Source organism: Psychrobacter sp. A3 (assembly GCF_028823565.1).
Lineage (GTDB): Bacteria > Pseudomonadota > Gammaproteobacteria > Pseudomonadales > Moraxellaceae > Psychrobacter > Psychrobacter celer.
Map to the genome: position 1 here is coordinate 1 of NZ_JAPEHS010000043.1, position 21,235 is coordinate 21,235.

At 46.8% G+C, this 21,235-nt stretch carries 18 protein-coding genes and 1 tRNA gene; 11 read left to right on the forward strand and 8 right to left on the reverse strand.

Annotation, left to right across the window (positions count from 1 at the left end):
* The coding region (locus NK638_RS07580; protein WP_274632528.1) for an aldehyde dehydrogenase family protein at nucleotides 1-204 on the forward strand (204 nt) is incomplete at its 5' end.
* 99 nt (nucleotides 205-303) lie between these two features.
* On the opposite strand, the gene purN is transcribed toward NK638_RS07580, so the two are convergent.
* Both purN and purM read right to left on the reverse strand, forming a co-directional pair.
* Complete coding sequence (purN, locus tag NK638_RS07585; RefSeq protein ID WP_274632529.1) at nucleotides 304-987, reverse strand: phosphoribosylglycinamide formyltransferase; 684 nt, start codon at nucleotides 985-987, stop codon at nucleotides 304-306.
* Nucleotides 987-2,036, reverse strand: coding sequence for a phosphoribosylformylglycinamidine cyclo-ligase (gene purM / locus NK638_RS07590; protein WP_274632530.1), 1,050 nt, complete (start codon nucleotides 2,034-2,036; stop codon nucleotides 987-989). Before purM ends, purN begins: the two co-directional genes overlap by 1 nt.
* A 503-nt stretch (nucleotides 2,037-2,539) precedes the next feature.
* On the opposite strand from purM, the gene NK638_RS07595 reads away from it, so the two are divergent.
* The 3 genes from NK638_RS07595 (at nucleotide 2,540) to NK638_RS07605 (ending at nucleotide 5,656) form a co-directional block, all read left to right on the forward strand.
* Nucleotides 2,540-3,646 (forward strand): AI-2E family transporter, encoded by a 1,107-nt coding sequence (locus tag NK638_RS07595; RefSeq protein WP_100749790.1) that lies wholly within the window; start codon nucleotides 2,540-2,542, stop codon nucleotides 3,644-3,646.
* Nucleotides 3,647-3,960: 314 nt separating this feature from the next.
* A complete protein-coding gene (gene hda, locus NK638_RS07600) occupies nucleotides 3,961-4,764 on the forward strand; it encodes a DnaA regulatory inactivator Hda (RefSeq protein ID WP_105243935.1) in 804 nt (267 codons plus the stop codon).
* A 190-nt stretch (nucleotides 4,765-4,954) separates the two neighbouring features.
* Entirely contained in the window at nucleotides 4,955-5,656 is a 702-nt protein-coding gene (locus NK638_RS07605) for a DUF2057 family protein (RefSeq protein ID WP_274632531.1), read from the forward strand.
* A 119-nt stretch (nucleotides 5,657-5,775) separates the two neighbouring features.
* Here NK638_RS07605 and NK638_RS07610 read toward each other — a convergent pair whose 3' ends face one another.
* Both NK638_RS07610 and NK638_RS07615 read right to left on the reverse strand, forming a co-directional pair.
* Nucleotides 5,776-6,255, reverse strand: a complete 480-nt coding sequence (locus tag NK638_RS07610) for a Dps family protein (protein WP_105243933.1) — start codon at nucleotides 6,253-6,255, stop codon at nucleotides 5,776-5,778.
* A gap of 488 nt (nucleotides 6,256-6,743) precedes the next feature.
* On the reverse strand, nucleotides 6,744-7,403 hold the full coding sequence (locus tag NK638_RS07615) for a YcxB family protein (protein ID WP_274632532.1): 660 nt from the start codon (nucleotides 7,401-7,403) through the stop codon (nucleotides 6,744-6,746).
* 496 nt (nucleotides 7,404-7,899) lie between these two features.
* On the opposite strand from NK638_RS07615, the gene serS reads away from it, so the two are divergent.
* The 4 genes from serS (at nucleotide 7,900) to NK638_RS07635 (ending at nucleotide 13,319) form a co-directional block, all read left to right on the forward strand.
* The gene (serS, locus tag NK638_RS07620; protein ID WP_274632533.1) at nucleotides 7,900-9,186 is read left to right on the forward strand and encodes a serine--tRNA ligase; all 1,287 of its coding nucleotides are present in this window, start codon (nucleotides 7,900-7,902) and stop codon (nucleotides 9,184-9,186) included.
* A gap of 290 nt (nucleotides 9,187-9,476) precedes the next feature.
* Nucleotides 9,477-11,474 (forward strand): transketolase, encoded by a 1,998-nt coding sequence (gene tkt / locus NK638_RS07625; protein ID WP_274632534.1) that lies wholly within the window; start codon nucleotides 9,477-9,479, stop codon nucleotides 11,472-11,474.
* Between the two features lie 239 nt (nucleotides 11,475-11,713).
* On the forward strand, nucleotides 11,714-12,220 hold the full coding sequence (locus NK638_RS07630) for a hypothetical protein (RefSeq protein ID WP_274632535.1): 507 nt from the start codon (nucleotides 11,714-11,716) through the stop codon (nucleotides 12,218-12,220).
* Between the two features lie 118 nt (nucleotides 12,221-12,338).
* Nucleotides 12,339-13,319 (forward strand): NERD domain-containing protein, encoded by a 981-nt coding sequence (locus NK638_RS07635; RefSeq protein ID WP_274632536.1) that lies wholly within the window; start codon nucleotides 12,339-12,341, stop codon nucleotides 13,317-13,319.
* A gap of 3 nt (nucleotides 13,320-13,322) precedes the next feature.
* Here NK638_RS07635 and NK638_RS07640 read toward each other — a convergent pair whose 3' ends face one another.
* The 3 genes from NK638_RS07640 to exaC all read right to left on the reverse strand — a co-directional run bounded on the left by NK638_RS07640 (nucleotide 13,323) and on the right by exaC (nucleotide 16,520).
* Entirely contained in the window at nucleotides 13,323-13,667 is a 345-nt protein-coding gene (locus NK638_RS07640; protein ID WP_274632537.1) for a DUF779 domain-containing protein, read from the reverse strand.
* Between the two features lie 200 nt (nucleotides 13,668-13,867).
* Complete coding sequence (gene adhP, locus NK638_RS07645; protein ID WP_274632538.1) at nucleotides 13,868-14,896, reverse strand: alcohol dehydrogenase AdhP; 1,029 nt, start codon at nucleotides 14,894-14,896, stop codon at nucleotides 13,868-13,870.
* A gap of 97 nt (nucleotides 14,897-14,993) precedes the next feature.
* Nucleotides 14,994-16,520, reverse strand: a complete 1,527-nt coding sequence (gene exaC / locus NK638_RS07650; RefSeq protein WP_274632539.1) for an acetaldehyde dehydrogenase ExaC — start codon at nucleotides 16,518-16,520, stop codon at nucleotides 14,994-14,996.
* Nucleotides 16,521-16,804: 284 nt separating this feature from the next.
* Between exaC and NK638_RS07655 the strand changes: the two genes are divergently transcribed.
* From NK638_RS07655 to NK638_RS07665, 3 genes are all read left to right on the forward strand, one after another.
* Entirely contained in the window at nucleotides 16,805-18,775 is a 1,971-nt protein-coding gene (locus tag NK638_RS07655) for an AAA family ATPase (protein ID WP_274632540.1), read from the forward strand.
* Nucleotides 18,776-18,901: 126 nt separating this feature from the next.
* A complete protein-coding gene (locus tag NK638_RS07660; protein WP_274632542.1) occupies nucleotides 18,902-19,990 on the forward strand; it encodes a type I glyceraldehyde-3-phosphate dehydrogenase in 1,089 nt (362 codons plus the stop codon).
* A 92-nt stretch (nucleotides 19,991-20,082) separates the two neighbouring features.
* Nucleotides 20,083-20,173: transfer RNA gene (locus NK638_RS07665), tRNA-Ser, on the forward strand.
* A gap of 159 nt (nucleotides 20,174-20,332) precedes the next feature.
* Here NK638_RS07665 and NK638_RS07670 read toward each other — a convergent pair.
* A complete protein-coding gene (locus NK638_RS07670; RefSeq protein WP_274632541.1) occupies nucleotides 20,333-21,067 on the reverse strand; it encodes a hypothetical protein in 735 nt (244 codons plus the stop codon).
* Nucleotides 21,068-21,235: the final 168 nt, after the last annotated feature.

A 21,235-nucleotide genomic window follows, 5' to 3' on the forward strand; every position in this document is an offset into this window, starting at 1 on the left:
ATCTTCTCAAAAGATGAAGAAAAAGCCATTCGCTTAGCCAGTGAGCAATTCGATACTGGTATGGTCTATATCAATGGTTACGGTCTTGCCAATCCTGCACTGCCATTTGGTGGTGTGAAGAACTCAGGCTATGGTCGTGAGCACGGCGGCTTTGGTATTAAAGAGTTTGTCAACATCAAAGCAGTACACGTGTTTGGAAAATAACAGTGAATAACACGTAAAACTGTTAAAGACTAAAAAGAAAAACCCAGCTACTTAATAGCTGGGTTTTTTTGTGTGGGTAAAAATAATATCTTAAAACAACTAAGCGTCAATCAATAAACGTAAGGGCAGGGCAGGCAAGATACTAGAGGCTTGCTCATTTGGCGTTAATGACACGCCGCCAATAGCGATTTGTAATATCGTCCACGGCAATAAGTGATGCTCCAGCACTTGTACGCGCTTTTGCAAACTATCAGGCGTATCGGTATGACGAATCGGCAAGACCGCTTGGCTTAACACTTGTCCTGCATCCAGCTCAGCAGTGACCACATGGATACTACAGCCGTGCTCACGCTCACCTGAGCAAAGTACACGGGTATGCGTGTCTAGCCCTTTATAGGCGGGAAGTAGCGATGGGTGCAGGTTGATCATCGGTGCAGGCGCGTTATCAATAAAGTCTGCGCTCAATACCCGCATAAAACCTGCCAAAACAACCAAGTCAGGTTGCCATGCAATGAGCTGCTCGTTTGCATGAGCTTCAAAGGTTTTGATGCCCATACGTTTGCCGCTGGGCACATGTGACAATACGGCGACCTCGATGCCTGCGTCTTTGGCGCGGGTGATGGCATAGGCGTCTTCGCGATTACTAATGACACCAACGATTTCAATCGGTAGCGCACCTGCTTGCATGGCATCTATGAGCACTTGTAGGTTACTACCACTTCCGGATACCAAAACGGCAATGCGTAATGGCTTGATGGATTGGCTTGTCTGATCAATTGACATTAACGGTATACCACGGCATCGGCTTCACGTTTGACCATTTCGCCGAGTTGCCAAGCGTTTTCACCAGCGTCAGTCAATGTTTTGATCGTTGCTTCAGCTTTGTCTTTAGGTACCACGATGACAAAACCAACGCCGCAGTTAAAGGTGCGGTACATCTCACTTTGCTCAATATTGCCTTGGGTCTGTAACCAAGTGAATAACTCTGAAAACTGCCAGCTGCTGGTATCGATGCTCGCAGCCAGATTTTCTGGTAAGACGCGCGGTAGATTGTCGGTCAAGCCGCCACCTGTGATGTGTGACATGGCGTGTAGATGCTCATTGCCAAGCGCTTTTTGTAGTGCTTGCACCGCTTGTACATAGATACGAGTCGGTGCCATCAAGGCATCCTGAATAGGCTGACCGTCAAGCATCTCGTCGCTTGTGGTGACATCCACGCCGCTTACGTCGATGACCTTACGCACCAATGAGTAGCCATTTGAGTGCGCGCCACTCGAAGCTAGGGCAATCAGAACATCGCCTTCGGCAACGTTGTCACCAGTCACGACCTCGCTTTCTTCAACCACGCCCACGCAGAATCCAGCGAGGTCATAATCGTCGTCTTGATACATACCTGGCATTTCAGCAGTTTCACCACCGATAAGTGCACAGTTTGCAAGTTTACAACCATCGCCAATACCAGTGACCACAGTCGCTGCGACATCGACGTCCAGCTTGCCTGTTGCATAGTAATCTAAGAAAAACAATGGCTCAGCACCGCATACAAGCAAGTCGTTGACGCACATAGCGACCAAATCGATACCGATGGTGTCGTGACGTTGTAGCTGCAATGCCAGTTTAAGTTTGGTGCCGACACCGTCCGTTCCTGATACCAGTAGAGGCGAGGTGTAACCAGTCGGAATACGACAAAGCGCTCCAAAGCCGCCAAGTCCGCCTACAACCTCAGGGCGAGAGGTGGCTTTTGCCACTGATTTAATACGTTGAACCAACGCATCGCCAGCATCAATATCAACGCCAGCATCTTTGTAGCTTAAAGAAGGCTTGTTACTCATGGTCATCTCACAAAATTTATAAGGAATGAAGGTGGGTCAAAAAGCGAGTTGGTTGTGATAACTCTGAAGGTCGTGGGCGCATTATACCCAAAAACCGCCCTGACTCGCAAAGCAACTTGCCACTTATTCACTATATTTGCATCAGTTTGCGCCAGATCATCAGTGCTTGCCAAAAAACCCTTATCAAACCATAAAACATCATGACTATAGTGAATGACTAAAAGTGACTGTTGCCTGTGATTGCACCATATGGTTTTGCTGGCATATTACTACTTACAATCATATAAGAAACAAAAAATGACGGATTTTTTGCTGTACTTTGCGATAATAGAACGCAAAATCATTGTCAATCACTGTTTACTATTTTTCATTGTACTTTGCGATAATAGAACGCAAAATCATTGTCAATCACTGTTTACTATTTTTCATTGTTTACTATTTTTCATTGTTTACTATTTTTCATTGTTTACTATTTTCATTAGCCAATCGCAGGGTTACCCACCATGATAAACCAAACCATAGATCCTTTTTTTCGGCGCTTATTTATTGTGGCGGCGATGGTGGTGGCGCTTTTTTTATTGTATTTGATGATGCCAGTCATTATTCCGTTTGTTTTTGCTTTTGTACTGGCGTATTTGTTTAATCCGCTGGTCAAGCGCCTATCGAAATATATCAAGCGCTGGGTGGCGATTATCATTGTCTATGCCACCATCACGCTGGGTATGATGCTGCTGCTTTGGTGGCTGGTACCGACGTTATGGCATCAGTTGCAAGCGGCTTGGGACTATCTGCCAAAGGTGCTAAATTGGTACAATCAAGTCGTGCGTGAATGGTTTGCTAATAACAGCCGTATTCGTTTGCCTGAGCTAGAAGCCAAAGGGTTTTCTGAAACCTTGGTCGACTATATGCAGACGAACTATAAGTTTGCAGATGCCAGTACGATGATGAGTCAAATCATCGCCTCTAGTATGAATTTTATCAACAATGCAGGTCTTATCGTATTGGTACCGATTTTGACTTTTTATTTTTTATTCAACTGGGATCAGCGGTTGCAGACTTGGAAGATGGCCATACCAGCACCTTATTGCAAAAAAGTGTTACAGGTAGCGCATGAGTGCGACCGTGCATTGATGGCATTTATCAAAGGTCAACTGCTGGTCATGGTACTACTGGGCGCGATATATGCAGTGCAGTTGCAGCTTATCGGCCTTGAGCTGGGTCTGATCATCGGGATGGTGGCAGGTATCGCAAGTTTTGTGCCTTACTTGGGGTTTGGTATCGGTTTTATCGCGGCCATTGTCGCCTGTTTGTTTCAGTTTGGGCTAGACTGGACCTATTTGGCATTGATTGTTGGGGCGTTTTTGGTGGGGCAAGCAGCAGAGGGCTATATCCTGCAGCCACTGTTGTTGGGGGATAAGATTGGTCTATCGCCGCTGTGGGTCATCTTTGCGGTATTGGCAGGGGCAAGCTTATTAGGCTTTGTCGGGATGCTGATTGCACTGCCTGTGTCAGCTGTCCTCAATGTGTTGTTTCGCCATTTGTATGATTATTATCGCTCAACCGATCTGTATAAAGGCCACAAGCAACTGACATTATTTAAGGATCAATGATTCATGTGTCTTAGTGTTTGATTTACCCCGTGGTTATCACCATTTTAAAATGAGAATGCGCCCGAATGATGAGTGATAAAAGTTATAACATGGATTGTATGAACGTAAATGCTGATTGACGCAAGGTAAAGGGTAAAAGACTTGTCAGTCATTTTACAAATATGTTATATATAGGCGCAGTATTCACGGTATTTATCGTTCCTAGGTTGGCTTGGGTCAGCGTTCATAAAAGCACAAGCTACCCAAGCCAGTTTAAAAATATTAGTCGTTTAGCCTTTTTAGTGATTGCGCTACGCAAACCGAGTTGATGATTCATGGCAGAAGCACAGCTAAGTCTCAATCTGGACATTAAGCACGATGCAAGTCTTAGCGATTTTGCAGGTCCTGGTTGGATGTCGATTATTGATGCAGTCAGGCAGCTACATGTCGGCTTGATCGGTCAGTTATACCTGTTTGGCAGTCCTGCGACGGGCAAGTCTCATCTGTTGTCCGCTATTTGTGAGTCGTATATAGAAATGGATAAGACGGCTATCTGCTTGTCGCTCAATGAGCTGATTCATACAGATGTCCATGTCCTCTCGTCGTTAGAAAACTTTGATTTAATCGCTATTGATGATTTGGAGGTGCTAGAGCAAAGCACCCAGTGGCAAGAGGCTTTGTTTCATCTGATTAATCGTAGCCGAGAAGGGCAGCGCCAGCTATTGTTTGCTGCCAACAAACCTGCAAGTGAGTTACCCTTTGGGCTAAGGGACTTGCTGACGCGTTTGGCTCAATCGCCGACCTTTAAGGTTCCTAATGGCCATGACTTCGCTGACCGTCAAGCGCTGCTGCAATCTATCTTGCGCCGCCGCGGCTGGCAGTTTGACGACCGTATCATCGATCACTTGCTGACTGACGGGCCACACCGTATCGGTGCGATGATGGACGTGCTCAACTATATTCAGCCTATGTTTTCCAATCTTGGTCGCAGCAATATCTCCAAAGCCGTCATCAGTGATGCGCTGCGTACCATCGATGAGCAAACGCTGGCCGCTGAGCTGGCAGATATTGCTCAAGAGACGCAAATAGATAGCAGCACAGCAGAGCAAGACCAACATACCATGCCACTCGACTTTTAGGCGGTGTGTTTTTTACTTTTAATAGGTTTGATTGCTTTTTCTAAGTTTGAATGCGCGATAAATAACGGCGTATGTTATGAGTAACCCCATACGCTGTCATACAAAAAACAACGGTTTTTACCCATTGTTTGCCAACTGTTTGCCAACCCGCTTTATTCTCTAAAACGCCACATGACTACTGGACCCACTTATGAAACCACATGCCTCTTTGTTAAAAAAACTGACCACCAGTGCTTTGCTCATAGGGGCAGGTTCTGTCTCTATGCTATCGCACGCGGCCGTGACGCTGTTGGTCGATGATCATATCAAGGTCACTGCCATCAATGGTCAAGAAGTGCAGCAGAGTGCCTTTCAGCCGCTCACAAAGAAGTTTACGTTGCAGCCTGGTACGCATGCGATTACGGCCAAATACGACCGTTTGTACAACTTGCGCCGTGATGAGCACGACTATTTGCGCTCAGGAAATGTCAGTGTGACCGCGCAATTAGCAGACAATCAGACCTATCGTCTGACCATGCCAAATCAGCCAGAAGCGTACGAAGCGGCGAGAGAGTATGCCAAACGTCCGACATTGGCTGTAGAGCAAAATAATACCGTGATTGCCAGCCAGCAAAGCCTCGGCAATCAACAAGGCGGACTGTTCTCAGGCTTGGGTAAAGCCATCGGTGGCGTGTTTGGTGGTGCAGGTGACGCCGAGCGACAAAACCAGCGAGCGATTGCCGCTTTAGAGCAGCCAGCGGCTCAGCCGGCCCAGAGTAGTGTCAATACAGGCACCGCGCAACCTGTGCCAGCGGCTGTGCAAACCGATAATACTCTTGATAGCTTTATGCAGTTATGGCTACAGGCGACCCCTGCGGAGCGCGAAAAAATCCGTCAGTGGATTCAAAAATAAGCAGCCTAAGTGTTTTGAACCAAAAAAAAGCACCCATTGGGTGCTTTTTTAATGCTTATGTTTTTTGTACTTATATTTTTAGTGCTTATGTATAAGTATAAGCAGCGTATTTTATAGCCTTAGCCCAAAAACGCGTTGTACATCCAGATCAGTTTTTCTTGCTGTTGTACGTATTCATCGACCAAGTCTGCTGTGCCTTGGTCTTCGGCTTTTTCGGCCACTAATGACACGTCGCGCTGCTCTTCGATCAAAGCTTTTAGGCCTGTGACCACACCTTTTACACAAGCGTTGCCATCTTTGACGTTTTTGTCTTCAGAGATGCTGGTGTGCTGAGCAAAGTCGCTATAAGCGTGTAATGGCGTACCACCTAATGTCAAGATACGCTCAGCGATTTCGTCGATCTCTACTTGTAGGCTGGTATATAGCTCTTCAAACTGTGGGTGCAAAGTAAAGAAGTGCTCGCCCTTGACGTTCCAATGATAACCACGGACGTTGATATAAAACATATGATAGCTTGATAGTAAGTCGTTTAGCTTGCTGATGACTTCGCTCATGTCTGCTTTTTCTAGGCCAATCTGATTGGTTGCATTATTACTCATGATATTATCCTTATAGTTTGAGTGTTCAATAAAAAGTCTTATTAAAAGCCTAGTAGCGTATCTAATCTTGAGTCATCAAAAAGATGACCAAAAAAACCACTAAAAAGCTTGATAATAAAGAAGACTAAGAGTGTAGCAAGTCATAGGCTACGTGGCTATGCTCATTCATATAATATAGCCGTTTTACCAAAAAAAATAACAATATAAATGATACGGCGATACTTGCACCACAACATCTATCAGTTGCCTATGAGGCGGCCGATAGCCAGTATCATAAACAAAGGTATCTGCTATCAAAAGTAGGTACCGTCCTCATGCCACCTTTTGGGGACTTCTAAACCCTTTTTTCTTCTACTGGTGGCTATCATAGCAAAACATAATGGATAAGTTAAATTCATTAATTTTAATCATGTGATTGGTTATTTAGAACCAAGGCGCGCCCTAGAGGTATAGAGCGCTTTTGTATCATAAGCTGCTAAAAAATATTATTAAGCAGGCGGTTGCAAGCTTTCAGGGTTTAAGCCTTTGACAGGTACCACTTCTTGGAGATGCTGACGCACGGTATCGATCGGAAACTTTTGCGCTTGTAGGCGTTTTGGGACGATCTGGCTGCCTTGTTGGCCTTTAACCTCAAACATCATAAAGATGTAATCGTCGGTTTCATCCCAGCTTTTGACAGCAGTCCATGGAATGACGGCTTGCTGAGTTTGGCCTGCACGCATCTGCATGCCGCGCATCTGATTGCTATTGAACATCTCTGGTTGATTGACAGGCATGGCCATCACCAGTCCGTGCTTTTGTACGCCCAGCTTCATCTGGCGCATCTCATCGGGCATTTCTTGATCGGCCACTTGTTTTTCAAACTCTCTTTTGACGTACCATTTAAAACCAAAGGTACGCACCAGTACATAAATCACCACGGCCACCAGCATTAACCAAAAGATAATCGTAGAGTAGCCCGTGACAAACATCAAACCTGCAATCGCTAGTATCACGACCACGGCCATGACGACCCATTCTTTGGTCTTAAAACTGGATAAACCAAATGAGGGACTCGCACTGGCAAACAGCTCATACTGTGCTTGATGAAATTCGGCCTCGGTGAGGTTTAAGGCGATGGGTTGGAGCGTGTAAGGGTACAGGGCCATAGAGGTTTCTCAGATACTTGTGTTAACAGCGTTGGGTTTCGATCGCCAAAGCAGGACAGCGTCGCCATACTTGGCTAAAGACAGAAAAAAGACATGCGCTTATCTTACCGAAAAGCGCTCTTAAATGAAACATATAAGCGGTGCGATGGCGGGATTGATCTTATATTTCTATGGATGCGCTGTGCGCAGGTGGTAATTTTATAAAATAAAAATCACTCCAGCATAACAAGCGCTACGGCGTGAATATAGCACCATTAAAGTCTTGTTAGGGCGTTATCGCGATATCACTGAGAACATCGCCAAAATATAGGCAAAACATGGTCAAATCTGCTGGGTCTTGGTATGATAGCGGCACCCATATAGTTTGATAAAAAATATGGCAGCATGGCAAGATAGTTATTGAGTTATCAAGCTTGGTCATAAGTATCAGCTGACCAATAATTATACTAATAATGTTTAAACTTCTTATTCACTCTTAGTGTTACAGGCAACTATTATGATAGATCCAAAACTCTTACGCGGCGATTTAAGCGATTTACAGCAACAACTGGCCACTCGTGGCTACACGCTTGATATGGAGTTTTGGCAGTCGATTGAATCCGAGCGTAAGTCATTGCAAGTCAAAACCGAAGAGCTGCAATCGCGCCGTAATGCGGGTGCAAAGCAAGTGGGCGTGCTAAAAAAATCCGGCGAAGATGCCAGCGAGCTACTGGCTCAAATGCAAAGCATCAGCGGTGAGATTAAGGCGGCAGAAGATGAGCTGCGTACCTTGCAAGAGCGCATCACACAAGCGGCCATGCAAATCCCTAATATTCCAGCAGCAGATGTGCCTGTCGGAACGTCAGAGGATGATAATGTCGAAGTGCGCAAATGGGGAACGCCGCGTCAGTTTGATTTTGACATCAAAGACCATACCCATATCGGCGAAACCTTGGGCATGCTGGATTTTGAAGCGGCCACCAAGCTGACCGGTAGTCGTTTTAATGTGCTCAAAGGACAGCTGGCACAGATGCATCGCGCTTTGATTCAGTTTATGCTGAACACCCATACGCTCAAGTACGGCTATCTTGAGACTTATGTGCCTTATATCGTCAATAGCGAGAGCCTAAAAGGCACCGGCCAATTGCCAAAGTTTGAAGAAGATTTGTTTAAATTGACCAATCATACCAATAACGATGAGATGGATTTTTATCTGATTCCGACTGCAGAAGTGCCAATGACCAACTTGGTACGCGGCGAGCGTTTGGATATCAAAGAGCTGCCATTGAAGTTTACCGCCCATACGCCCTGCTTCCGTAGTGAAGCTGGCTCGCATGGCCGTGATACCCGTGGTCTGATTCGTCAGCATCAGTTTGAAAAAGTCGAAATGGTCAATATCGCTACTAGCGAGCAGTCAGATGATTTGCTTGAGGCGATGACAGGTCAAGCCGAAGATATCTTGCAGCAGCTAAATCTGCCTTATCGGGTGGTACAGCTGTGTACTGGTGATATGGGCTTTGCTGCGCAAAAAACCTACGACATCGAAGTATGGCTACCAAGCCAAGACACCTATCGCGAAATCTCTAGCTGCTCAAACTGCGGCGACTTTCAGGCGCGCCGCATGGGCACACGAGTCAAAGATGGCAAACAAACCAGTCTTGCTCATACGCTAAACGGTTCAGGCCTTGCTGTCGGCCGTACGCTGCTGGCAGTGATGGAAAACCATCAAAACGCTGACGGTAGTATTAGCATTCCAGAAGTGCTGCGTCCATATATGGGCGGCGCTGAGACCATTTTGGTTTAATGCAGAGATGTTTTTCTAAATTGCCATCTACATTGCTATCTAAGCTGCGGGTCATCAATGGGCTCGCGGTTTTTTGATCCGTGTTGGTTTGAAAAAATGATACAAATGATGATTAAATACAAACGATTCTATCAGCGCATTTTTAGCGTGCCTGATGGCAAATATGTTAATATAGCACTTTGACTTTATCGTCTGTCTGTCGATGATGCGTCAGGCGTTTTTGGCAGACTATCCTCGAGTAAACCCTTCTCTTATGCTCCACATTTCTGATTCGAATATTAGGACACTCTATGCCAGCTCCAATTAGCGAACGTAAACTAGCCAATGCCATCCGTGTACTGTCGTTTGATGCGGTTCAAAAAGCCAACTCAGGGCACCCGGGCGCGCCGATGGGCATGGCCGATATTGCCGAGGTTTTGTGGCGTAAATTTTTAAAGCACAACCCTGCCGATCCTAACTGGCACAACCGCGACCGTTTTGTCTTATCAAATGGTCATGGCTCGATGCTGATTTATGCATTGCTACATTTGACTGGTTATGACGTCAGTGTCGATGACCTAAAAGGCTTCCGTCAGCTGCATTCAAAAACCCCAGGTCACCCTGAGTATGGCTATACCCCTGGTGTTGAGACGACCACAGGCCCACTCGGCCAAGGTATCGCCAATGCCGTTGGTTTTGCGATTGCCGAAAAAACCCTTGCCGCCCAGTTTAACCGCGACGGCCATAACATCGTCGATCATCATACCTATGCGTTTTTGGGCGATGGCTGCTTGATGGAAGGCATCAGTCACGAAGTGTGCTCGCTAGCTGGCACGCTAGGGCTTGGCAAGCTGGTCTTCTTCTATGATGACAATGGTATCTCAATCGATGGTAATGTCGAGGGTTGGTTTACCGACGATACCGAAGCTCGCTTTGAGTCTTACGGCTGGCAAGTTATCAAAGTCGATGGTCATGATACTGATGCGATCACGCGCGCAACTGAGCAAGCGATTGCAGAAACTGCTAAGCCAAGCCTAATTATTTGCAAAACGACTATCGGTGCTGGTAGCCCGAACAAGCAAGGTCTAGCGGCTAGCCACGGTGCGCCACTTGGTGATGATGAAATTGCCTTGACTCGTGATGCGCTGTCTTGGAAACATGCCCCATTTGAGCTAGACGATGAAATCTATGAAGCATGGGATGCCAAAGCCAAAGGCGATGTGCAGCAAAAGAACTGGAATGCAGACTTTGAAGCGTACAAAAAAGCCTATCCAGAGCTTGCCGCAGAATTGTCACGTCGTCTAAATGGTGAGTTGCCAGCTGACTTTGCTAGCCAAGCGCAAGCCTACATTCAGCAAACGCAAGAAGCCGGTGGCGATGTCGCTAGTCGTAAAGCCAGCCAAAATGCGATCAACAGCTTGCAGCCATTACTGCCAGAACTACTTGGCGGCTCGGCAGATCTTGCTGGCTCGAACCTGACGCTATTCAAAGGTGCTAAAGGCATCGAGAAAGACGCTGATGGCAACTATATCTATTATGGTGTGCGCGAGTTCGGTATGACCGCGATTGCCAATGGTATCGCCTTGCATGGCGGCTTTATCCCTTACGTAGCGACGTTCCTGATGTTTATGGAGTACGCGCGTAACGCGGTACGCATGGGCGCATTGATGAAGCAGCGCGTCATCCATGTCTATACGCATGACTCTATCGGTCTGGGTGAAGATGGCCCGACGCATCAGCCAGTTGAGCAATTGACTAGCCTACGCACCACGCCAAATCTACGTACATGGCGTCCGTGTGATGCGACTGAATCTGCAAGTGCTTGGGTAGAAGCAATCAAATCAGAAAACAACCCATCTGCATTGATCTTTAGCCGTCAGAGCTTGCCACATCAAGCACGTGACAGCGAGCAAGTAGCGAACATCACCAAAGGCGGTTATGTACTGGCGAAAGAGCAAGGTGAGCTACAGGCTATCATCATCGCCACTGGTTCAGAAGTTGGCCTTGCGATGCAAGCGCACAAGACGCTTAGCGAAAATGGCATTGGTGTGCGTGTGGTCTCTATGCCATGTGCAGAGATCTTTATGGAGCAAGACGCTGATTATCGTGAGTCAGTATTGCCTGCCACCATCCGCGCCCGCGTCGCAGTAGAAGCGGCGCACGTAGACTACTGGTATAAGTTTGTTGGTCTCGATGGCAAAGTCATCGGTATGACCACTTATGGCGAGTCAGCACCAGCCAGCGATTTGTATAAAGAGTTTGGTATTACGGCCGACGCTGTGGTTGAAGCGGTAAATAGTTTGGTGTAATAGACCTAACTGAGTTAGTATCGAAGGAGAAGCCATCAGAGAAATCTGGTGGCTTTTTTTTGTATATAGTTGTTTTTAGTAGTTATTTTCAATACTTGCTTACTAGTATAATAGCTTCAATAAAATACGGCACCATTTATTTTTTTTGGTTTAAATAAACTTTTATTTGGTTTTGAAGCATAGCAATTATCAAGGATTGTAGTTTCTGATTTTATGATGCTGAAATTTGGATGAGATATATGGAAAAGAACGAGATAACAACACATACAACATGGTTGCAACAAATAGGTCTAAGTGAAGGAGTGATAGCAGCCTTTATTATTGGATTCTTGGGCTTGTGCGGTATTTTTATTACTCAATACTTTGACCGAAAAAAAGAGCGTAGAGCTTTCCTCAGAGAGAAGTTTGAGGAACTATGTTTCAGGCTTGCAGATTTTGCTACGCTTGTAAAAGAGAACGAAGCTAAGCGTTTTCAGGGTAAAGATAGTAAAAGCTTCGATCTTAGTAATTTTTCCAGAGAAGGTGGAAAAATTGAGATATTAACAATACTATATTTTTCTGAACTTGAAGATGAGTGTAAGGTTTTTCTACAAATAGGATTGGATTTATGTGTCGCTCAGAGACTTTATGAGATGAATTCTAATGAAAAAAATCTAGACAGACTTGAAAAAAAACAAGAAGATTTTGAAAATATTTATGATAGTTTTTATAGTAATATAAAAAAATGTATACCAAAATATACCTAATTTTTAATCTGCGAATGATTCAGTTTGCGCTACAAAAATTGAATGTAATTTTTTTATTTATTCTATTCATTGCATATATACTCCCTACGACTTCTATCTACGTATCGAAAGAAAAACCATGTCCCTAAAATCCTCCTTCAAAGGCTTCCTAGGCGAAACCGTCATCAACGTCGCCATGTGGCTAAAGCTTGAAAAAGACGTTTATCATCGGCTAAACAATGTCACTTTGCCATTAGCCAATGGTGGCAGTACGCAAATCGATCATATCATCGTCTCTGTATACGGCATCTTTGTCATTGAAACCAAAAACTACAAAGGTTGGATATACGGTAGCGAGAAGCAAAAGCAGTGGACACAAGCCTTTCCAAATGGAAGTAAATTCAAGTTCCAAAATCCGCTACGTCAAAACTACTTACATATTAAGACGCTCGCAGATTTATTAGGCTTGGAGCTGAGCTACTTCCATTCGATGATTGCTTTTATCGGTGAGTGCGAGCTAAAAACCCGTGATGAGCTACCCGAACACGTGTTAACAGGTGGTATGGTGTCTTATGTGAAGAAGAAAGAAGATAGGCTACTCACCGAAGACGAGGTCACATCTATTGTCGAGCAGATCGAGAGCAATAAATTTAGCAAGTCATGGCGCACCAATCGCCAACACAAAGCCTATCTAAAAGACAAGCATAGCAACCCAAGTAAGAATACTGAGAATCCTACACCTGAGTCTATAATAAAAGAAACCGTTGATAGAACTATCCTAAAGAGTAGAGAAGTGCATCGATGGTCTGGTCAAACTGAGATTGACTCTAGCGAGTTACCGATCGATAGTTTGAATACTCAGCAAATAATCAAACCGCATGATATGGCTGATAAGGTTTTTCTTACGCCATTTGAGATTGTAGAGTCTGAGCCAAAAGTGAATGAACCTGCGATACTTAAAGTGACAGACCATGACGCTAGTATCGATCAAGCGCCAACCTGCCCAAGATGTAATGGTGAGATGGTCAAACGCGTGGCAAAAAATGGCGCACGCCAAGGACAGTCCTTTTATGGGTGCGCGCAGTTTCCTAAGTGTCGCGGCGTGGTTAATGTAAGCTAATATCTATTTAGCGGTTTCATCATCGATCGCACACACCTCAGAGCGCACGATAAAGCGCTTGCCCTCAGGTATCTCCAGCGAAAAACTGGCGCCGCGACCATTGACGACATCAATGGTCAAATCGGTATGCTGCCATAGATTGTATTGTGCGCGTCCCATATAAAATGGACAGCCAACAAGCTCACCAACCAGCACATCCTGATCGCCTACTTTAAACTCTCCTAATGGATAGCACATCGGCGAGCTACCATCACAGCAGCCACCTGACTGATGAAACATCAGCTTTCCATGCTTGGACTTTAGTAGCTCAATCAACGCCTTACACGACTCTGTTGCTGCCAGTTTCATATCGTACTCCTTCTTATGGCCCATCCATGGTTTATATAATTGCTCTCTAGTATCAGTATGCCACAGTCAAATCAAAAAGGTCGCATCATCTTCAGACACATCACAACTGGCATATGACTAAAAAGATACGACCTTCGGCTGATAATTGACAGTTGGAATAACTATGCAATAAGCTTATAACACTGTCATTTTACTATCCGTTATTGATTATAGTCGATGACGATACGACCTTCGATTTTGCCATCATGCATCCGCGCAAAAATATCATTGATGTTCTCTAAAGGCTCAGCTTTGACGGTCGCTTTGACTTTGCCTGCCGCTGCCATGTCTAGCGACTCTTGTAAGTCTAGGCGCGTACCGACGATAGAGCCACGAATGGTAATGCCATTTAGCACGGTATCAAAGATAGAGACAGGGAAGTCGCCCGTTGGCAAGCCGTTACATACTAAGGTGCCACCGCGGCGGAGCATGCTTAGCGCTTGGTCAAAGGCTTTGGCCGATACCGCTGTCACAAGGGCGCCATGAGCGCCGCCGATCTGCTCTTGGAGATACTCGCCAGGATCGGTGTCTTTGGCGTTGACGATGACTTTGGCGCCCAGCTTTTTGGCAAATTCAAGCTTCTCATCGTCGATATCGACCGCCGCGACATTAAGGCCCATGGCAATGGCGTACTGAACGGCCATGTGCCCAAGTCCGCCGATACCTGAGATCACCACCCAATCGCCAGGCTTGGTATCCGTCATTTTAAGACCTTTGTAGACGGTGACACCCGCGCACAGCACCGGGGCAATCTCGATAGAGTCGACGCCTTCAGGGATGATACCGACATAGTTGGCATCGGCCAAGACATACTCAGCAAAACTGCCGTTTACTGAGTAGCCGGAGTTTTCTTGCTGCTCGCAGAGCGTTTCCCAGCCGCCTAGGCAATGCGTACAATGTCCGCAAGCAGAGTAGAGCCAGGGCACACCGACTCGGTCGCCTTCTTTGACGTGATGGACGTTGTCGCCGACAGAGGTGATGATACCGACGCCTTCATGGCCTGGGATAAATGGTGGACTTGGTTTGACTGGCCAATCTCCTTCAACGGCATGAAGGTCCGTGTGACAGACGCCTGAGGCCTCCATTTTTACTAATATCTGACCGGCACCTGGGGTTGGGATATCCACTTCTTCAATCTGCAAGGGTTGTCCGAACTCATGTAGTACGGCCGCTTTCATTTTATTACTCACGTTGCATTCTCCTTATCGTGGATGGTGAGTTGGTAGATGTCATATCTACCAACTCATTACTTTATGGCGGCTGCCACAAAGTGCGTGACAGACAGGCTTAAAAGAAGCCCATCTTTTTGGGACTATAAGAGACCAGCATGTTTTTGGTTTGCTGATAATGGTCGAGCATCATTAGATGGTTTTCGCGGCCGATACCTGATTGCTTGTAGCCACCGAAGGCCGCGTGTGATGGATAAATGTGATAGCAGTTGGTCCAGACGCGGCCCGCTTGGATACCACGGCCAAAGCGATACGCCTTATGTACACTACGAGTCCAGACGCCAGCGCCTAGGCCATATAAGGTATCGTTAGCGATTTTCATGGCTTCGTCATCGTCTTTAAACTTTGTGACGGCAAGTACAGGGCCAAAGATTTCTTCTTGGAACACGCGCATGTCATTGGTGCCCTCAAAGATGGTTGGCTGCACATAATGACCATCGCCCAGCGCGCCATCATGTTTGGCTTGTTCACCGCCGACCAATACTTTTGCGCCTTCTTGCTTACCGATATCCAGATAAGAGAGGATTTTTTCTAATTGGTCTGAGCTGGCTTGCGCGCCAATCATGGTATTAGTATCTAGCGGGTTGCCCATCTTGATGGCCTTGACGCGCTCGATACAGCGTTGCATAAATTCATCATAGATACTTTCATGTACCAGTGCGCGTGACGGACACGTACAGACCTCACCTTGGTTGAGGGCAAACATGACCAAACCTTCGACCGCTTTGTCCAAGAAGTCATCGTCTTCATCCATCACATCGGCAAAGAAGATGTTGGGGCTTTTGCCGCCCAGCTCTAGCGTCACAGGAATGATGTTTTCACTGGCGTACTGCATGATGAGGCGGCCGGTCGTGGTCTCACCAGTAAAGGCGACTTTATTGATGCGCGGGTTAGAGGCCAGTGGCTTACCAGCTTCAACGCCAAAGCCATTGACGATGTTTAGTACGCCCTTTGGCAAAATGTCAGCGATACCGATGGTCTCTAGCATAAATAGCACGGATGCTGGCGTTTGCTCAGCTGGCTTCATGACGATACAGTTACCAGCAGCGAGAGCGGGGGCGATTTTCCACACCGCCATCAGGATAGGAAAGTTCCACGGGATGATTTGTCCGACCACGCCTAGTGGCTCATGGAAATGATAAGCAACGGTGTCTTCATCGATCTGGCTGATGCCGCCTTCTTGGGCGCGAATGGCACTGGCAAAGTAGCGAAACTGATCGATAGCCAGCGGGATATCCGCCATCAAAGTCTCACGCACAGGCTTACCGTTTTCGTAGCATTCGGCGATAGCGATGGCTTCGAGGTTGGCTTCCATCTTGTCTGCGATTTTGAGGAGCAAGTTGGCGCGTTCAGCGACACTGGTTTTGCCCCAAGCATCTTTGGCAGCATGCGCGGCATCGAGTGCTTTTTCTATATCGGCTTCTTTTGAGCGTGCCACTTGGCAGATGATTTTGCCATCGATGGGGCTTGGGTTGTCAAAGTATTCACCATCGATGGGGGCGACCCACTCACCATTGATGAAGTTGTCGTATTTTCTGCGGAATTGGACGGGACTGTTTTCAGTATTGGGATAGGCGTATAACATGAACGACTCCTTGTTGGGTATTATGATGGTTGGAACATAAATATTTGGCCTTCCTGACCAAGCTATGACTCTATCGTACTGAGCTTTGGCGTTGAGTGATAATGACTTTTTATAATGATATATTTCGTATCGCATAACTTTGTGTTATGCGATTAGCGCCTGCTAAAGTGCTTTGTAAAGTGAGTGCAGCTGTTATAATTAAATGGCAGTGCCGCACACTTGGGTGCGATGCAATGCGGTATTTTTACTTCCTATTTTCTTTTATTACTTATTGGTTTGGATATATGCGTCAATCTTCTGCTCTTAATATTTTAAAAACAGGTCAAAACGTTTTTTTGACTGGATCGGCAGGGTCGGGTAAGACTTATACTCTTAACCAATATATTGATTATTTGCGCGCGCGCCGTGTGCCAGTAGCAGTCACAGCCAGTACAGGCATTGCAGCGACGCACATGAGCGGTACCACCATTCACAGCTGGTCAGGAATAGGCATCAAAGATGAGCTGACGGAGCGCGATTTGAGCAATCTATCGCGCAAACAGTTTTTGGCAGATCGCCTAAAAGAAACAGCGGTACTTATCATCGATGAGATATCGATGCTGCATGCCAAGCAGCTAAACTTAGTCAATCAAGTGCTCAAACACGTGCGCAAAAACGACAGTGCCTTTGGTGGTATCCAAGTGGTCGTTGCCGGCGACTTTTTTCAGCTGCCACCGATTGGCAGTCGCGGCGAGAGTAACCGCGAAAAGTTTGCCTTTATGTCTGAGGCATGGCTCGATGCCAAGTTTCATATTTGCTATCTGTCTGAGCAGCATCGTCAAGTGAGCGAGGCGGCCAATGGCGGACTGGATTTGGATGACATTCTCAACCAAATTCGCCGCCAAGAAGTCACCTTTGAGGCGATTGCGGCACTAGAGGCGACCTATGATCAAGACGTCGATATCAAGCGCACCCGACTGTATACTCACAATCTCAATGTCAATAAAATCAATGACAAAGAGCTGGCCGCCCTAGATGGCGAGATGATGCGTTTTGAGGCGACCTCGACGGGCGATAGTAAGCTGGTCGACACGCTCAAAAAGACCGTGCGTACCCAAGATGAGCTGACGCTCAAAGTCGGCGCTAAGGTGATGTTTATCAAAAACAACACCGAGCTTGGCGTCTCGAATGGCACCATGGGTGAGCTGGTTGGCTTTACCGCTGTCAAGATAGACGATGGTAAGGGCAATAGCGAAGCCTTAATTGAAGAAGTCGATGCAGACAATGACGCAGAGACGGCCAAAAAGACAGATACGTCAGACAAACAGAAGGCAAAAACCAAAAAGAACACCACGCAAAAAATGCCTGTGGTGCGGCTAAACTCAGGCCGTGAGGTCGTCGCTGAGACAGAAGAGTGGATCATCGAAGATGAGACAGGGGAGGTGCTGGCAAGCTACAGCCAAGTGCCGCTTTGTCTGGCTTGGGCAATTACCATTCACAAATCGCAAGGCATGACCCTAGAGGCCGCAGAGATTGATCTGTCGCGCACGTTTGAGCTGGGCCAAGGCTATGTGGCGCTCTCACGCCTCAAGTCGCTAGCAGGGCTGCAGCTGCTTGGCATGAATGAGATGAGTCTGCAGTTAGACCCCCTCGCACGTGGGGCGGATAAGCGGTTTTTGGCGCTCTCCGAAGAGGCGGATGCCAACTATGCCATGCTCAATGAAGAGAGTCTGACACAAGCGCATGACAAGTTTATCTTAAAGTCGGGCGGTACGCTGAATCAATCAGTGATTGATGCCTACGCGGCGCTACAAAAAAAGCGCCGTGAGCAGCAGCAGGCAAAGATTGACAAAAAACAAAAACGCCGCAACCAGGTCGCTGATAAGTCCCAAAGCACCTTGCTGGCAACCAAAACGCAACGCCGCAACCAGGTCGCTGATAAGTCCCAAAGCACCTTGCTGGCAACCAAAACGCTCCTCGAAGAGAGTTTGTCTATCGCTGAGATATCACAAGCGCGCCAGCTGTCGCAATCTACCATCATGCGCCATATTGCAGAGTTAAAAGCGCAGGACCCAAGCTTGGCCTGTGACCATCTGCGCCCAGACGATGAGGTGATGACGGCAGTAGGTACCGCTTATATCGCGATCAAAGTCGCCAACAACCCCAATGACTTTAATGATGATGGCAGTGTTAAGCTGCGCCCAGTCTTTGAGCATCTCAAGCAGCGTATCGATTACAACACCATTCGTCTGGCCTTGATTTTTATTACCCCATAGGGCTAGGCGATGATGTGATATCGTCTCAGTGATTTGCCTTGTTTTTTATCTTTATAGCGATATGTTTTTATGCCTGATTTTTCTAGCGCCACTTATCAACTGACCTCTGATCCAGCCGTCGCCGCGATGTCTTATACAGGCGAGCATACCCAGCCATTACGAGTGGCGATTAATGGCTTTGGCCGTATCGGGCGTAATGTACTGCGCGCCTTATTAGAGCGTTTTGAGGTCTTGGGTCGAGCGATTCATGTGGTGGCAATTAATGACTTGGCACCTGCTGATATTTTATTGCATTTATTAAAGTTTGATAGTGCGCATGGCCGCTTAAGTCAGCTGGGCGTGGCAGCTGAGCTGGTGGTCGCCAGTACGGATGAGAATAAAACCCAGCTGTGCCTGACCAAAAACAGCCTGACTTACTGTATCAATATACTCTCAGAGCCAGATCCTAAGAGCCTGCCATGGCAAGCGTTAGGGGTCGATGTGGTACTGGAGTGTACGGGGCACTTTCGCTCTTATGAGCAGGCGCATCTGCATATCGAGGCGGGCGCGCAGCAGGTCATTATCGGTGCAGCGCCTTTCGATGATGTCGATGCCTGTATCGTGATGGGCGTCAACAGCGATACCTTGACGCGGGCGCTACCGATTATCTCGAGCGTCTCATGTACCACCCAAGCGCTGGTACCGCTGATCGATACCCTTGATAAGGCTTTTGGCGTCACCTCCGCGATGATGACAGAGATTCATGCAGTCACCGCTGATCAGACTGTGCTCGATCAAGCGCACCGAGATCCAAGACGCGCCCGTGCTTCAGGTCATAACATCATACCTACGACCTCGAGCAGTATCGCTGCGACCGAGCGTGTATTACCGGCGATGGTCGGCAAGGTCAATGGTCACTCTATCCGTGTACCCACCATCACCGTTGCAGCGATCGATGTGACCTTTGTCTTTGACACCCAGCCTGTCAGCACTGAGGCGATTCGTGAAGTACTGACAGCCGCCAGCGACGGTCATTTGCGTGATATCATGGCCTATACCGATGAGCCACTAGTATCCAGCGATTTTATCCATCAGACCGAGTCGCTTATCATTGATGGTCAGCAGTTGATGCAGGTCGGTACGCAGTACAAGGTTTTTGCTTGGTATGACAACGAGTGGGGCTATGCCAATAGACTGCTTGATATGTGTTTGCATTTGGCCTCCAGCGGTCATTAAATCCGTGATTTGTACCCATCGATAAATTAATTTAATTTTTTTAGATTATCTGCTTGCATTATGAAATGATATCTATATAATGATGCACCAATGGAGACGTGGCAGAGCGGTTGAATGCACCGGTCTTGAAAACCGGCAAGGGTTCATAGCCCTTCGAGAGTTCGAATCTCTCCGTCTCCGCCAAATTCGAAAAGCCCCAATCAGCAATGATTGGGGCTTTTTTTATGGGCGTGTATTAGCGCGCTTTATCACTTAAATAATGACAAGAGAGCGCTTGTTACTTTTTAGCCAGTCTCTTACCTGCGTATTCATTTATATGCCTAGGCGCGTACTAGTGATGTTTTATTTGATTAAAGACTCATCAAACTCAACGTGTTGACCATCTGCTAGTGTCAACGTCCCTTCGCTAATCTCAATAGTCATGTCTCTGGTGTTTCTGATAGCGCGCATGACATTGATGTCCTCAATGCTACTCTCGATGATAATTTTGCCAGACTGCTCAGGTTTGATAGCAGGATCAAACACAGTCAACGGGACATTAAAGCGCTTGCCTTGGGTCAACGCGATGTCTTTCATCACCAATGTACCCTTAAAGCTATCGATGGCGACTTCGCCATGGTTGGATAGCATAAACTGGAGCTTTACTTGGTTTAAACTGTCGCTATCACTGCTTTTGACTGGCAAGAGCGCCACAGGGTAGTGTTGCGCGTTGGCCGTGGCCGCTTGCTGACTTTTTATGATGGGGCTTTTTTTGCCCGTGGGATTATTGGGATGCAAGCGCTCATATTCACGCTGCTGTATCAAGGCTTGTTTGATCGTAGTGCGCGGCATCGCACCAGACTCATAGGCACCGCTGAGTTTCATGCGCAGCATATAGCGACTGAGCAGCTGCTGATCGGTCTTAGGCAGTTGCTCAAAAGTATCACCGAGCTTTTTTTGCCACTGATTAGAGTTGGTCGGAATGGTTTTTTTGCTAGGATCTGCCTGCGGCTGTGAGCACGCAGAGATAGCAGGCAGAAATGCTAATGTCATCGTCAACAATAATGCTTGGTTAAAACGCGGATAGAAACCTCCCATCGTACACCTCCGTGTCAATTTGTTTTGCACCAACGACCGTGATTGTCATCGGCTTTTTTTATGAGTAGGGCTGGTTTTAATATAGCTGGTTTTTTTGGGTGTTGTGTTGGATTATGGCTAAAGACTGTGTGCGGGCGACAACCATCATTTGGCGCACAAAAAAGACTG

What these genes read in the sequence shown, in the direction of transcription:
- NK638_RS07640 (WP_274632537.1), bottom strand. Translation starts at nt 13,667, where the DNA reads ATGAAACTGGCAGCAACAGAGTCGTGTAAGGCGTTGATTGAGCTACTA.
- purM (WP_274632530.1), bottom strand. Translation starts at nt 2,036, where the DNA reads ATGAGTAACAAGCCTTCTTTAAGCTACAAAGATGCTGGCGTTGATATT.
- serS (WP_274632533.1), top strand. Translation starts at nt 7,900, where the DNA reads ATGATAGATCCAAAACTCTTACGCGGCGATTTAAGCGATTTACAGCAA.
- NK638_RS07630 (WP_274632535.1), top strand. Translation starts at nt 11,714, where the DNA reads ATGGAAAAGAACGAGATAACAACACATACAACATGGTTGCAACAAATA.
- NK638_RS07635 (WP_274632536.1), top strand. Translation starts at nt 12,339, where the DNA reads ATGTCCCTAAAATCCTCCTTCAAAGGCTTCCTAGGCGAAACCGTCATC.
- purN (WP_274632529.1), bottom strand. Translation starts at nt 987, where the DNA reads ATGTCAATTGATCAGACAAGCCAATCCATCAAGCCATTACGCATTGCC.
- NK638_RS07615 (WP_274632532.1), bottom strand. Translation starts at nt 7,403, where the DNA reads ATGGCCCTGTACCCTTACACGCTCCAACCCATCGCCTTAAACCTCACC.
- NK638_RS07660 (WP_274632542.1), top strand. Translation starts at nt 18,902, where the DNA reads ATGTCTTATACAGGCGAGCATACCCAGCCATTACGAGTGGCGATTAAT.
- hda (WP_105243935.1), top strand. Translation starts at nt 3,961, where the DNA reads ATGGCAGAAGCACAGCTAAGTCTCAATCTGGACATTAAGCACGATGCA.
- NK638_RS07670 (WP_274632541.1), bottom strand. Translation starts at nt 21,067, where the DNA reads ATGGGAGGTTTCTATCCGCGTTTTAACCAAGCATTATTGTTGACGATG.
- exaC (WP_274632539.1), bottom strand. Translation starts at nt 16,520, where the DNA reads ATGTTATACGCCTATCCCAATACTGAAAACAGTCCCGTCCAATTCCGC.
- NK638_RS07595 (WP_100749790.1), top strand. Translation starts at nt 2,540, where the DNA reads ATGATAAACCAAACCATAGATCCTTTTTTTCGGCGCTTATTTATTGTG.
- NK638_RS07610 (WP_105243933.1), bottom strand. Translation starts at nt 6,255, where the DNA reads ATGAGTAATAATGCAACCAATCAGATTGGCCTAGAAAAAGCAGACATG.
- NK638_RS07605 (WP_274632531.1), top strand. Translation starts at nt 4,955, where the DNA reads ATGAAACCACATGCCTCTTTGTTAAAAAAACTGACCACCAGTGCTTTG.
- NK638_RS07655 (WP_274632540.1), top strand. Translation starts at nt 16,805, where the DNA reads ATGCGTCAATCTTCTGCTCTTAATATTTTAAAAACAGGTCAAAACGTT.
- tkt (WP_274632534.1), top strand. Translation starts at nt 9,477, where the DNA reads ATGCCAGCTCCAATTAGCGAACGTAAACTAGCCAATGCCATCCGTGTA.